The organism is Blastococcus sp. OS1-29 (assembly GCF_057628075.1).
Genome location: NZ_JBXXJK010000001.1, coordinates 914,818 through 928,193 on the forward strand (window position 1 = coordinate 914,818; position 13,376 = coordinate 928,193).

Sequence of the window (13,376 nt, forward strand, 5' to 3'; positions counted from 1 at the left end):
CGCTCCGTCGTGCTGCTGTTCAGGTCGTGCCGGCGGCCACCTGTCGCCCCGCGCCCGACCGGTGGGTCAGTTCGAACGCCAGCTCCACCGCTGCGGTCTCCTCCAGCGCCGCACCGGCCGGCGGCGTCCCGGCCGCGCGCCCGGCCTCCGCCAGCTCGGCCTCCTGCCGCGGCGTGGGCACCGCGCCCACGGCCGACAGGAGCGCGGCCGAGGCGGCGAGCAACTGCGCCGCGTCGGCGGGTTCCGCCGCGGCCACCGCCCCGGCGAGCGCCCTCAGCGATTCGGCGACCCCGAGCCGGTCACCCATGCCGTGCCGCCGGCGCAGCGCGGACGCGTGACCCGCGATGCCCGCCCGCGACCGGCCGCGGGCCAGGTCGACGCAGGCCAGTCCGAAAGTGCTGTTCGCGACGGGGCGCGGACCCGCCGGGCCGCCGTGGAAGGTCAGCCCGGAGGCGAGATCGACGGCCGCCGCGTCCAGGTCCCCCCGCCGCAGCGCGACGAGGCCCCGGATGAACTCCGGGGACACCAGGCGCATCGGGTGCGGGAGCTCGGCCAGTTCGACCGAGCGGTCGGCGAGGGCCTCGGCGTCGGCCAGGTGCAGGCGCTCGAAGGCGTGCCAGGCCTGCGAGCACAGCACCCCGGCGATCTCGGCCGGCGCACCGAAGTCCTGCGCCACCACGAGCGCGCGGTCGAGTGCGGCGGCGCCGTCGTCCGCCCGTCCCCGGCGCAGCAGCGCCTCGCCGTGCAGCCGGAGCGCGTGGGCGAGCACCCGGCGGTTGACGAACTCCTCGGCCAGCGCGACCGCCTCGCCGGCGAGCTGCGTCGCCACCGCGACCTCGCCACGGAGGAGGGCCACCCAGCCCAGCTCGGCGAGCAGCAGTGGCCGGGCGGAGAGGTCGCCGATGCCCGTGGCCAGCTCGAGGGCGTCGCCGTACTCGTCCGCGGCGCGCTGGTAGTCGGCGAGCCACAGGTGCATCTCCGCCGACGACCCGAGCAGCTGGCGCAGCAATTGGTCGTCGCCGATCCGGCGGGCCGAGGCGATCGCCCGGTCCAGCAGCAGTTTCGCGGTGTCCTGGTCGCCCCGGCTGCCGGCGGCGACGGCCAGGCTGCGCAGGGCAGTGGCGACCGCGCGGTCGTCGCCGGCGCTCTCGGCCGAGACCAGCGACTGCTCCCAGAGCCGCTGCGACTCCGCCAGCCGCGACGCGCGGAACGCGATCACGCCGGCACCGGCCAGCGCGCGGGCGAGTGCCTGGTCGTCGTGCACGCGTTCGGCGACCGCCCGGGCCGCGGCGAACATCTCGTCGGCCTCCGCCAGGTCACCGCGCAGCAGCAGCAGCTGCCCGGCGGTGGCCAGGCCCCGAGCGCGCAACCGGTCGTCGTCCCCGGGCAGTGCCAGCACCGTCCGGAGACGCTCGATCGCCTCGGTCCAGTGCATCCCCGCCAGCCAGAACGGACCCATCGCCACGCACAGGCGCAGGCCCGTCGTCGCGTCGCCGTCGGCCACCGCGCCGTCGAGGGCGTGGCGCACGTTGTCGTGGTCGGCCGTCAGCTCGCGCAGGGCGGCGGGCCGGTCGGTGCGTCCGATGTCGGCGCTCAACGCCTCGGCGCGCGCGGCGAACCACGCGCGGTGCCGCTGGGGGGCCTCGGTGTCCCCGGCGGCGGTCAACTCCAGCGCGGCCAGTTCGCGCACCGACTCCAGCATCGTCCAGCGCCCGTCCACGTCTGCATGGGGCTGCAGGAGCGAGGCGCGCATCAGCCGGCGCACAGCGGCGGGCACCGAACCGGCGGGAACCGGCGCGCCTGCGCACACCTCGGCAGCGGCCTCGACGGTGCCCTGGCCGGCGAACACCGCCAGCCGGGCGAACACCCGCCGCTCGTCGGCCGACAGCAGGTCCAGGCTCCACTCCAGGGCGGCGCGCAGGGTCTGGTGCCGGCCGGGGGCCGTGCGCCTGCCCCGGCTGAGCAGGGCGAAGCGGTCGGTGAGGCCCTGGACCACCTCCGACAGCGGCCGGTCGACCAGCGCGGCGGCGGCGAGCTCGATCGCCAGCGGCATCCCGTCCAGGTGGGCGACCAGCCGCGCGACCGACGGCGCGGTCCCGTCGGTCAGCGCGAAGCCGGGACGCACCAGCGCCGCGCGCTGCGCGAACAGCTGGGCCGCCTCGACGGCGCCCACCCGTTCGGCGGTCAGCTCTCCGCTCAGGCTGACGGTCGGCAGCGGGGCCAGCCGCCAGACCACCTCCCCGTCGATGTCCAGGGGTTCCCGGCTGGTGACCAGGACGACCAGGTGGGGGCAGTGCCGGGAGAGTCGTTCCACGAGGACGGCGACCGCGTCCAGCAGGTGCTCGCAGTTGTCCAGCAGCAGCAGCATCGCCTTGGGCGCGAGCGCCTCCAGCAGCAGCTCCCCGACGTCGCGCCCGGGCTGCTCGGCCACCCCGACGACCCCGGCGACCGCGGCCGCGACCAGGGCGGGGTCGGTGACCGGGGCGAGCTCGACCAGCCAGGCGCCGTCCGCGTACTCGTCCATCACGTCGAACCCGACCTGGACCGCGAGCCGGGTCTTGCCCACGCCGCCGGGGCCGGTCACGGTCAGCACGCCGGTCGCGGGCAGCAGATCGCGCAACGCCGCCCGTTCGGCCTCCCGGCCCACGAAGCCCGCCCGCAGGAACGGGAGGTTGTGCGCGACCACGCCGAGCGCGCGGGGCGCCGGGAAGGTGCCGGGCAGATCGGGGTGCACGAGCTGGAACAGCCGCTCGGCCGCCGGGAAGCCGCGGAGCTGGAACGAGCCGAGCGCGGCCAGCGTGGCCCCCGCAGGGAGGCGCCCGGCGACCGCGGCCGCGGTGGCGTCCGACATCAGCACCTGGCCGCCGTGCGCGCTCGCCGAGATCCGGGCGGTCTGGTGCACCGCGAGGGAGACGTAGCCGTCACCGACCGGCGTGGCCGGGCCGGTGTGCAGCCCGATGCGGACGCGCACGTCGCCGCCCTCGGGCCACCGGTGGGCGGCGAGGGCGCGCTGGGCGTCCAGGGCCGCCGCGACGGCGTTGCCGGCGTCGGCGAAGGCGAGCAGCAGGGCGTCGCCCTCGGTCTCCACCTCGGCACCGTCGTGACGGGCGACCGCCTCGCGCAGCAGCTCACGATGCTCGGCCAGCAGCGGCAGGTAGTCGCTGCCGAACCGGTGGAAGAGCCGGGTGGACCCCTCGATGTCCGACATCAGGAAGGTGACCGTCCCCGCGGGGAGCGGCCGTCCGCGTCCCTCCGCCGGGGTGCGTGCCACGGCGGCACGCTACAACCGCGCCGTGGCGCGCCGGCAGGGAAATTACGCCGTCCGGCCCCGGTCGAGCAGAGCCCGGCAGACCGCCACCATGTCGACCACGCCGACCAGTTGCCCGTCGTCCATCACCGGCAGGTGCATCAGCGACAGCTCCAGCATCCGCTCGGCGGCCTCGGCGACCGACGTCTCCGGGGAGACCACGGCCGGCTGGTTCAGGTGCAGCTGGTTGATCCGGGTCTCGTTGAGGTCGCGGCCGTCGGCCACCGCCTGGCTCACGTCGGCGTCGGTGATCACGGCGATCGGCACACGCCCGTCGCCGCTGGTCACCACCAGGGCGCTGTCGTGTGCCCGCTTCATCAGGAAGGCGGCGGACGCGACGTGGGAGTCCGGCTCGATCGTCGTCGTGGCCGCGCGCATGAGTGCGCCGACGCTCGGCTGACTGTCGGACATGGCGACTCCTCGGGATGGTGCCCGGTGGCGGCGGGCCCATTGTGGTCCCGCGCGGTCCCGAGGGGTCGGGATCCGCCGCGACCTGCGCTGATCGACGGCCGGCGCTACGGTCCGATCATGGCGGCACCCGGACCATCCGGCACGACCACGATCGTCGTCATGGGTGTGAGCGGGTCCGGCAAGTCCACCGTCGCCGCCACGCTCGTCGACCGCCTGGGGTGGGAGTTCGCCGAGGGCGACGACTTCCACCCGGCGGCGAACGTCGAGAAGATGCGGGCCGGGCATCCGCTGGACGACGACGACCGCTGGCCGTGGTTGCGCAGCCTGGCCGCCTGGATCGGGGAGCACGAGAAGGCGGGGCGCAACGTCGTCGTCACCTGCTCGGCGCTCAAGCGAAGCTACCGCGAACTCCTCCGCGACGGGCACCCGTCTGTCTGGTTCGCGCACGTGACGGCCGCCCCCGAGCTGATCGGCGAACGGCTCGAGCACCGCACCGGCCACTACATGCCGGCTTCCCTGCTGCGGAGCCAGCTGGCCACCCTCGAGCCGCTCGAGGACGACGAGCCGGGTGCCCGCATCTCCGGTGCCGCCCCGCCGGCCGCGGTGGTCGACGAACTCCTCGCCGTGCTCGACGCCGAGCGCGGCCTCTCTCTCAGCGCTCCGGAGGCATCGTCATGAGTGTTCTCGCCGCCGTGGACCACACCCACAGCAGCCCGCTGCTGGTGATCGCCGCGCTGCTCGGCATCGCCGTCGTCGTCGTGCTCATCACCTGGCTGAAGGTGCATCCCTTCATCGCGCTGATCATCGGCTCCGCCGTGCTGGGCGTCGTCGCCGCGGTGAGCCCGGGCGACATCATCACCAGCTTCACCACCGGGTTCGGGGCGACCACGGGCAGCGTCGGACTGCTCATCGCGCTGGGCGCCATGATCGGCGGGCTGCTGACCCACTCGGGCGGCGCCGACCGGATCGTGAACACGATCGTCGACCGGGTCGGGCCGCGGGGGCTGCCGTGGGCGATGGGTGGGGTGGCGGCGCTGATCGGCATCCCGCTGTTCTTCGAGATCGGCGTGGTCCTGCTCATCCCGATCGTGCTGCTGGTGGCCCGGCGCAGCGACCAGCCGGTGCTGCGGGTGGGCATTCCCGCGCTGGCCGGGCTGTCGGTGCTGCACGGGTTCGTCCCGCCGCACCCCGGGCCGCTGGTCGCGATCGCCAACCTCAAGGCCGACCTGGGACTGGTGCTGCTGTTCGGCCTGATCGTGGCGATCCCGGCGGTGATCATCGCCGGGCCGCTGTTCGGCTCGTTCATCGCGCAGCGGGTCGCCATCGCCCATCCCGCGCCGCTGGTCGCGGCGGGGGTCGGTGGGCGCGAGACCGGGAGCACCGGGTCGGCCGGCCTCGGCCCCGACGACGACGGCGACCTCGACCTCGACCTCGGGCAGCCCCAGCAGACCGGGGCGGACGACCGCCCCCGCCGTCAGCCCGCCCTGGGACCGACGATCGCCACCATCCTGCTGCCGATCGTGCTCATGCTGATCCGCGCGGTCGTCGAGCTGACCGTCGATGACCCCAAGAACGGTCTGCAGCAGGTCACCGACGTGCTGGGCAACCCGACGGTCGCGCTGCTCATCGGCCTGATCGTCGCGATGTTCACCCTGGGCACGGCGGTCGGCTTCGGGCGCCAGCAGATCTCCGGCATCGCCGGCGGCGCGCTGCCCGCGATCGCCGGCATCCTGCTCATCGTCGCCGCCGGCGGCGGGTTCAAGCAGCTGCTGGTCGACTCCGGGGTCGGCGACCTGATCGCGAAGTGGGCCGAGGGCGCGCACTTCTCGCCGCTGGTGCTCGGCTGGCTGGTCGCCGTCGGCATCCGGCTGGCCACGGGGTCGGCCACGGTCGCGACCATCACCGCCGCCGGCATCGTCGCACCGCTGGCGGCCGACCTCGACCGGCCGACCGTCGCGCTGCTAGCACTGGCGGTCGGCGCCGGTTCGCTGTTCTTCTCCCACGTCAACGACGCCGGCTTCTGGCTGGTCAAGGAGTACTTCGGGATGACCGTCGGGCAGACCATCAAGAGCTGGTCGGTGATGGAGACGATCATCTCCGTCGTCGGACTGCTCGGTGTGCTGGTCCTCTCCGTCATCGTCTGACGACGTCACCCGTCCGGGGGGCGCTCGCGGTCCGGACGGGGTTGAGCGGGGACGCCCCTGGGAACGTGGTGTCGGCGGGGCACCGGGGGGTGCGCCGGAGCTGCGGTGAGGAGGCCGGCGTGGAGCAGCGGGGACGCCTGCTCAGCAATCGCTACGAGCTCCTCCTCCCGCTGGCCAGCGGTGGGATGGGGCGCGTCTGGCGTGCCCGGGACACACTGCTCGAGCGGCCCGTCGCGGTGAAGGTCCTGCGCGAGGAGCTGGCCGGCGACGCCGTGTTCCGCGCCCGCTTCCGCGCCGAGGCGCAGCACACCGCCGCGCTGCATCACCCGAACGTCGCCTCGGTCTTCGACTACGGCGAGCTCGAGGTCGACGGCGAGTGCCTCGCCTACCTCGTCATGGAACTGGTCGAGGGGGAGGCGCTGTCCAGCCTGCTCGAGCGCGAGCGCCGGCTCGACCCGGCCCGCACCCTCGACCTGCTCCGCCAGACGGCGGCAGCGCTCGCGGCGGCCCACTCTGCGGGGCTGGTGCACCGCGACGTCAAGCCCGGCAACGTGCTGGTCGGCAACGACGGAACCGTCAAGATCGCCGACTTCGGCATCGCCTGGTCGGCGTCCAGCGTGCCGTTGACCGGCACCGGGCAGGTGGTCGGCACCGCGCACTACCTGTCGCCCGAGCAGGCCGACGGCGCCAAGGCCACCCCGGCGAGCGATGTCTACGCCCTCGGCGCGGTCGCCTACGAGTGCCTCGCCGGGCGGCGGGCCTTCGACGGCGACAACGCCGTGCAGATCGCGCTCAAGCAGATCCGCGAGCAGCCCGCGCCGCTGCCGGCCGACGTCCCGCCCGGGATCCGCTCGGTCGTGGAGCGCGCGATGGCCAAGGACCCGGCGGTGAGATACGCCGACGGCGCGGCGCTGCGCCGGGCCGTGGAGGCCGTGGCGACGATCAGCCCGACCGAACCGGTCGCGGCGTCCGTCCCCGCACCCACCGCCTCCTTCCCCGCCCCGACCGGGGTCCTTCCGGTGGCGGCATCGGCTTCGACGGCGTCAGCGCCGGTCCCGGCGGCCCGGCGCACGGGGATCCGCGTGCTCGCCGGGATCGGCGCGGCCTTCGTCGTCGTCGCCGTCGTCGTGGCCGCCCTCGCGGGAGCGGGGGCCCCGAAGCCGGCCCGCGGCGCCGGCGGGACGTCCTCCCCCTCGTCCTCGGCGCCCCCCACTCCCGCTCCGGTCGACGTCGTGGCCGCCGACCTCGTCGGCCGGCCGCTCGAGCAGGTCCAGTCCGAGCTCGTGGGCAAGGGCCTGCAGGTGCAGACAGCGCCGGTGGAGACCGGACAGGTCGCGGCGGGGCTGGTCACCGCGGTCTCGCCCGAGGGTGCGCTCGCACCCGGGACCGTCGTCTCCCTGACGTACGCCATGGCGCCGGCCGTGGCCCCGGCCCCTGCGCCGGCCCCCGCTGCACCGGCCGGCAAGGGGAACGGCCACGGCAAGGGCAACGGCCACGGCAACAAGGACGAGTGACCCCGGCGGTCAGGCTGCGGCGAGCCGTGCCTCGCTCGGCGGCAGCATGGCGCGCAGCCTGTCCCGCAGGGCGCGCGGGCTGGTGCCGGCGAGGATCTCGCACACGCCTTCGAGGACGAGCTGCATCTGGTCCCGGCGCAGATCCGCGTTCCGGCGGATCTTCACGCTCATCGGCAACCAGATGAAGTTGGCCGACAGCACGCCCCAGAGCGTGGCGACGAACGCGCCCGCCACGTGCGGCCCCAGGACCGAAGGGTCCTCCAGGTTCTTGAGCACCTGGACCAGGCCGACGACGGTTCCGATGATGCCGATGGTCGGAGCGTAGCCGCCCATCTTGGCGAAGAAGCGGGAGGCCACCAGGTCGTCGTCGTGGGTCGCGTCGATCTCCCGCTCGAGCACGCGGCGCAGCTGCTCGACCGGGACGGCGTCGATGGCCAGCTGCAGTCCGCGGCGCAGGAACGGGTCCTCGACCGTCCGCGCCCGGTTCTCCAGCGGGAGCATGCCCTCCTTGCGCGCGAGGGTGGCGAGCTCGACGAGCTGGGCGATCAGCGAGGCGCCGGCGGCAGCCCGCTCGGGTCCGAAGATCATCCGCAACCACGGGCCGAGCCGGCGCAGGTCGGCCATCGCGGAGCCCGCGACGGCCGCGCCGAACGTCGCTCCGAAGACGAGGACGAGCGGCGGCAGCAGGACGATCGCGAGCGGGCTGGTGCCCTCGAGCACCATCATCACGAGCAGCGACCCGACGGCCACCCCCATGCCGACGATCGACGCCGGAATCACCGGTCAGTCCTCGTCGGAGCCCGGGGCGTTCTCGGGCGCTCGGTCTCGCGGGTCCCCGGGATGGTCCTCGTCCCGGCGGTACTGCCGGCGCTCGACACGGACCGAGCCACGGGCCACTTTCGCCGCGTGGTCGGCGAACTCGGCCACGCCACCGGCGAGGCGCTTCTGCGCGACGACCACGGCAGCCCGGTGGTCGCGGACGACCAGCAGGACCTCGTCGAACGTGAGCCCGACGACGTACTTCGTGCCGTCGACGAGGCGGATGACGGTGTCCGGGTCGGTCTCGACCCGCTCGATCTGCAGGGGGTCGACCGAGAAGTGCTCACCGTTGCGGCAGGTCACAGCGATCACGGAGCGGTCCTTCCGCTCGGGCGGGGTAGCGGACCCCGATGGCGCCGGTGAGGGCGTTCTCCCCATCGGCGCGCCGACGCCCGACCTGAAGCCGAACTGTGCCCGTGTCACTCCTGCGGGGTGCGATGTCTGCGCTGGTGAGGGGCTTCAGAAGCCGAACAGGAGACCGAGTCCGCCGAAGGTGAAAAGCACCATGACGACGACCAGAGGCAGCTGGTCGGAGGCCCGTGCCCGCCGCGCCGAGAGCAGCGCCCGTTCGTGTGCGAGGGTCACGCCGACCACGTGCCCGACGACGATGGCGCACACCTGCACGAGCGCGATGGTGCCGGCGCTGACCACGCTCAGGTCGACCACGTTGCGGTAGGTGCCGAACAGGTCGGTGCCCCGGGTGCCGAGCGGATTGCTGGCCAGGATCCAGGTCGTCTGGCCGTCGAGGACGAACAGGCTGAAGTAGTGCGCGACCGTGTACCCGAGCGCGATCGGGATGACGGTGGCGGCGTACCGGCCCGGCTGGACGGCCGCCGGCTGCCCCGCCAGGCGCCCGGAGAGCCGGGTGCCCACCAGGTACATCGCGGCGACCAGCGCGATCATCGCCAGCATCCCCAGGGTGCCGCTGGCGACGTCGTCCGAGGCGCCGGGGCCGCTCTGCCAGAACACCGTGCGCGACAGCCCGTCGAACGCGGTGGCGCCCAGCAACACGACGACCACGGCGGCCAGCCCCGGCCGCGCGGGCGTGCTGATGGCTCCGGTCATGGGACTACGGAGCACCAGCCGGCCGTCCTGCCGCCGTCCCCAGGGGGAGAGCCGGGCGATCAGCGACGAGTAGACCTCGAATCCGTCGCCGGCGGCGAACCACTGCTCGCCGAACCACAGCGCGAGCCCGACCTGGACGACGGCGTAGCCGATCAGGAACCAGCCGACGACGGCCGGATCCGACCGGTGCGGCGACACGAGCTCCAGCCACAGGAACACGAACAGCGACCCGGCGGCCGGCCACAGGCCGAGCGCGGGCAGCCGGGCGGCACCGGGCGGCCGGGGGACCGCCACGCGCAACCCACGGTGCACCAGCCGCAGCGGGTTGACCACCCGCCAGACCGGCCCGAGCAGCAGGCTCGCCGGCAGCAGGCCCACCCAGAAGGTCACGAAGAACACCCAGGGAGCCAGGTTGTGCGGCGTGTCGTCGGGCCCGGCGAAGGCGACGGCGACCACGAATGCGGCGACCGCGAGGACGACGGCCTGCAACCCGCGGCGCAGCGGCGCGCCGTCGAGCACCCGCTGCAGCCCCTCGGGCAGCGGCCGCCCGGCGTCGGCTCCGCCCAGCCGCGGCGTGCGCCAGAACAGCAGCAGGATCGCGAAGGTGAACAGGATCGCCGCGCCCGCGCCGAACAGCGCGAGGCCGACGGGGATCGGCAGGTCCAGCCGGGTGCCGACCCCGTGGGCCAGCACCGTCATGAGACCTGCAGGCGGAGAAGGACCGTGTCCGCCTCGTGCAGTTCCACCTCGAAGACGCCCGCGACCGTCGCGTCGAACTGCAGGGTGACCGGGGTGCCGGGCGTCAGGTCCTTCTCGAGGTCGTAGCCGTGCACGTGGATCTTGTCGGCGACGTCGCTGGTGACGACCAGGGTGACCCGCGTCCCCAGGGCGACCGGCACGCGACCGGTGTCGCCACTGGCCTCGCCGTTCGCGACGGTGACCTCGATGCGCTGCTCCGCGGAGGCGGACGACGTCGACGAGGCGCTCGCCGAGGCGGACCCGGACGTCGGAGTGGAGCCCGCGGAGTCGGCGGGCTTCCCCGCGCAGGCGGCGAGGGGCAGGGCGAGGACCAGCGGCAGCCCGATGAGGGCAGCACGCAGCCGGGGACGGGGGTGAGTCACGGGTGGCTCCGGAGGTGTTCGGGCGGGCGGGGGATCAGCGGCGGGTGAGGCCGCTCGTCGCACGCGGTTCCGCGTCGTCCGGCGCGGGTGGCGAGGGTCGGGCGAAGGGATCGCCCGCGCTCGCCCGCTGCGCGTAGCGGGCCACGCCCCAGCTGATCGCCGCGATCAGCGCGAGGGTGCAGGCCAGCACGACCAGGTTGGCCACCAGCCAGAGTCCACCACCGGACTTGGTCAGCTCGCGCTGCAGGATCCGGATCTCGGGGATGGCCTTGCGCGTCATGCCGTCGTCGGCCGTGATCTCGTCGGCCGGGATGGCCGCGTCGGCCGGCAGGTAGATGGGGATGGCGCTGAGCATCCGGCCGTCGTGCAGGCGCAGCAGCGCCTTCCAGTCGTCGTGGATCGGGATCGGCTGCGTCGTCCGGTACCGGCCCTCGCCGGTCTTCTGGAGCGGGTCGACGACCAGGCCCTGCCCCTGCCACGAGGTGATCTGCACCCAGGACGGGTCGTCGAGCGCGTTCGCCGGGTCCAGCTGCACGGTGATGTTCGCCGTCCGCGGGTCGTCGGTGGCGTCCTCGATGCCGAACGTCGCCTGGAGCTTGGGCACGGTGGCGATCAGGCCGTTGGTGACGCTGGCGGCCAGCGCGATCAGCGCGCCGACGACGACGGTGCGGGCCACGGCGGGGCGCGGCAGCCGCCGGCGCAGCCCCGCGGCGAGCAGTCCGCCGAGCAGGCCACCGGCCACACCGCCGACGACCGCCATGATCACGCCCTCGACCAGGATGTCGGTGCCCCAGGGCAGGGTCGCCCGGACGTGCGACCAGCCGTACTCGGTGGCGAACCCGACCGTGCCGATCAGGACGCCGGAGACCGAGCCGAAGGCCAGCGGACGGCGCAGCAGCGGCACCGAGAGCGCGACCAGCTCCACGAGGATCGCCGAGCCCAGGTACAGCGGGAAGGTGGGCGTGACCTCGCCCAGCAGCGGGCCGACGACGAGCGCGATGACGCCGCGGACGACGAGGAAGAACGCGACGGCGGCCAGCGCCCCGCCGCGGCCGATGAAGATGCGTGCCGCGACCAGGGCGAGGCCCGCCGCCGCGGCGATCATGAACGGGGACAGGACCAGGCGGAACTGCTCGACGTCGAAGTCGAACTCACCCTGGAACACCGACAGGCCCAGCAGCAGGCCACCCATCGCCGACGCCTGCCGGACGAAGCGGGTCAGCCGGCCCACCTTCTGGTCGCCGTCGTCGGTGGACAGGCCGCCGTGGCCCTCCTGCTCGAGGATCAGCAGCCCGATGATCGACAGGCCCGCGCCGGTGATGAGCATCAGGTGGGTGGGGCCCCAGAGCGTGACGTCCTGCCCGAACAGCCGGTGCCAGACGTCGTCCAGCGGGAAGCCCAGCAGCGCGTAGAACCCGGCGCCGGTGAGCAGCAGGCCGCCGACGGGCACGTCCCAGCCCTTGATGAAGCGCACGGCAGCGGGTCCCGGCTTCTCGCCCATGGGCATCGCGCAGGCGAAGATGCCCCCGGCGAAGACACCGAACAGGCCGAACAGGATGAAGTAGTGGGCCGGGTTGGCCAGCGGGCCGGGGTCGCGGCCGACGTCGATGTGCAGCGAGATGTCCCAGAGCATGCCGAACAGGGCGCAGAGCAGGGACGCCGTCGTCAGCACGGTGGGCAGGGCGACCCAGGGCGGCACCCCGGTCGCCTTGCCCAGCCGGGTGCCGGCCGTGGTGAGGATCTGCGACCGGCCGGACCGGTGCAGCCACACGAGGCCCAGCACCAGTGCGGTCAGTCCCACCCCGACGATCGACGCGATGATCACCTCGCCGATGGCGGCGCCTCCGGCGGGACGAGTGTCAGCAGCGAGCAGCAACGGAACCCCCTCTGGCCATGCCGGTCATGGAACACCCATGACCGTGACATCGCCAACTGACACATAGAACGAGCGGTTTACCGTGGGGTCACGATGACAAGGATGTGGTGGTGAGCACGCCGGACGAGTCCGCGCGACCGCTCGACGACGGCGACCACGAGCTGACGGTCGACGAACTGGCGGCGCGGGTGGGTGTCACGGTGCGCAACCTGCGCGCCTACTCCGCGCGCGGCCTGCTCCCGCCACCCCGCCTCGTGGGCCGTACCGGCTACTACGGCCGCGAGCACGTCGCCCGGCTGCTGCTGGTGCGCGAGATGCTCGCCGAGGGCTACTCGCTGGCGATGATCGAGCGCACCCTCGCGAGCGCTCCGCCCACCGCCAGCTCGGCCACGTTGGCGCTGCACCGCGCCCTGCTGGCGCCGTGGCTGCCCGCGGAACCGGAGACCCTCAGCGGGGCGGAGCTGGCCGCCCGCGCGGGGGTCCCCGAGGACTCGGCGGTGGTCGACCGGCTGGTCGACATCGGCCTGGTCGAGCGCGTCGGCGAGGGGACGCTGCGGGTGCTCGACCCGCCCCTGCTGACCGCGGGCCTGCAGGTCGTCGCGCTGGGCGTGCCGCCGGACGCGCTCATCGACGCGCAGACGCGGGTCAACGCGCTCGTCCGCGAGATCGCGCAGACCTACGTGCAGATGTTCCTCGACAGCGGTGAGCAGGCGTTCCTCGACGCCGGCGCCCCGCCGGAGCAGCTCCAGCGGGTCCAGGAGACGGTCGGCCGCCTGCAGCCGGCCGCGGCCCAGGCCCTGCTCGCCGCGTTCCGCACGGAGATGGCCGCGGCGGTCGAGCAGACGATCTCGGCCGTGCTCAGTCGGCTGGCGGAGGGATAGGGATCTCCTCCCGTGCCATGCCCTCGCGGCGGGCGTCCTCGGCCTCCTCGCGGGCGCTGATCCGCCGGTCGCGGACGACGGCGAAGACGACCAGGCCGATGAGGATCGCGGCCGGGACGAAGAACCCGAGCGTGGCCACGTAGTGACCGAGGTGGGCCTGCACGTCGATCGCGGACGGGCTGCTCGCGAAGGAAGGCACGGCCCCCATGTGACACCGGCCGATGACAGGGTGTCAAAC

General features: G+C 74.1%; 12 protein-coding genes. 4 read left to right on the top strand and 8 right to left on the bottom strand.

Going from position 1 to position 13,376, the window contains the following annotated elements; genetic code table 11:
* Positions 1-19: 19 nt before the first annotated feature.
* Both AC2H4J_RS04525 and AC2H4J_RS04530 read right to left on the bottom strand, forming a co-directional pair.
* The gene (locus tag AC2H4J_RS04525) at positions 20-3,271 is read right to left on the bottom strand and encodes an ATP-binding protein (RefSeq protein WP_487463630.1); all 3,252 of its coding nucleotides are present in this window, start codon (positions 3,269-3,271) and stop codon (positions 20-22) included.
* 42 nt (positions 3,272-3,313) lie between these two features.
* Positions 3,314-3,718 carry a CBS domain-containing protein gene (locus AC2H4J_RS04530; RefSeq protein ID WP_487463631.1) on the bottom strand — a complete coding sequence of 135 codons (405 nt, stop codon included), beginning with the start codon at positions 3,716-3,718 and terminating at the stop codon, positions 3,314-3,316.
* A gap of 117 nt (positions 3,719-3,835) precedes the next feature.
* Here AC2H4J_RS04530 and AC2H4J_RS04535 point away from each other — a divergent pair, with 117 nt between their 5' ends.
* From AC2H4J_RS04535 to AC2H4J_RS04545, 3 genes are all read left to right on the top strand, one after another.
* Positions 3,836-4,396, top strand: a complete 561-nt coding sequence (locus AC2H4J_RS04535) for a gluconokinase (protein WP_487463632.1) — start codon at positions 3,836-3,838, stop codon at positions 4,394-4,396.
* Positions 4,393-5,862, top strand: coding sequence for a GntP family permease (locus AC2H4J_RS04540; protein WP_487463633.1), 1,470 nt, complete (start codon positions 4,393-4,395; stop codon positions 5,860-5,862). Before AC2H4J_RS04535 ends, AC2H4J_RS04540 begins: the two co-directional genes overlap by 4 nt.
* Positions 5,863-5,981: 119 nt before the next feature.
* Entirely contained in the window at positions 5,982-7,376 is a 1,395-nt protein-coding gene (locus AC2H4J_RS04545) for a protein kinase domain-containing protein (protein WP_487463634.1), read from the top strand.
* Positions 7,377-7,385: 9 nt separating this feature from the next.
* On the opposite strand, the gene AC2H4J_RS04550 is transcribed toward AC2H4J_RS04545, so the two are convergent.
* The 5 genes from AC2H4J_RS04550 to AC2H4J_RS04570 form a co-directional block, all read right to left on the bottom strand.
* The gene (locus AC2H4J_RS04550; RefSeq protein ID WP_487463635.1) at positions 7,386-8,156 is read right to left on the bottom strand and encodes a motility protein A; all 771 of its coding nucleotides are present in this window, start codon (positions 8,154-8,156) and stop codon (positions 7,386-7,388) included.
* A gap of 3 nt (positions 8,157-8,159) precedes the next feature.
* Positions 8,160-8,507, bottom strand: coding sequence for a flagellar FlbD family protein (locus tag AC2H4J_RS04555; RefSeq protein ID WP_487463636.1), 348 nt, complete (start codon positions 8,505-8,507; stop codon positions 8,160-8,162).
* A gap of 147 nt (positions 8,508-8,654) precedes the next feature.
* Positions 8,655-9,959: a hypothetical protein gene (locus tag AC2H4J_RS04560; protein WP_487463637.1), complete on the bottom strand. Its 1,305-nt coding sequence runs from the start codon at positions 9,957-9,959 to the stop codon at positions 8,655-8,657.
* A complete protein-coding gene (locus AC2H4J_RS04565; RefSeq protein ID WP_487463638.1) occupies positions 9,956-10,381 on the bottom strand; it encodes a hypothetical protein in 426 nt (141 codons plus the stop codon). Before AC2H4J_RS04565 ends, AC2H4J_RS04560 begins: the two co-directional genes overlap by 4 nt.
* 34 nt (positions 10,382-10,415) lie before the next feature.
* A complete protein-coding gene (locus AC2H4J_RS04570; protein ID WP_487463639.1) occupies positions 10,416-12,257 on the bottom strand; it encodes a hypothetical protein in 1,842 nt (613 codons plus the stop codon).
* A 110-nt stretch (positions 12,258-12,367) separates the two neighbouring features.
* Between AC2H4J_RS04570 and AC2H4J_RS04575 the strand changes: the two genes are divergently transcribed.
* Positions 12,368-13,138 (top strand): MerR family transcriptional regulator, encoded by a 771-nt coding sequence (locus AC2H4J_RS04575; protein WP_487463640.1) that lies wholly within the window; start codon positions 12,368-12,370, stop codon positions 13,136-13,138.
* On the opposite strand, the gene AC2H4J_RS04580 is transcribed toward AC2H4J_RS04575, so the two are convergent.
* Entirely contained in the window at positions 13,116-13,337 is a 222-nt protein-coding gene (locus tag AC2H4J_RS04580; protein WP_487463641.1) for a hypothetical protein, read from the bottom strand. The genes AC2H4J_RS04575 and AC2H4J_RS04580 overlap by 23 nt on opposite strands.
* Positions 13,338-13,376: the final 39 nt, after the last annotated feature.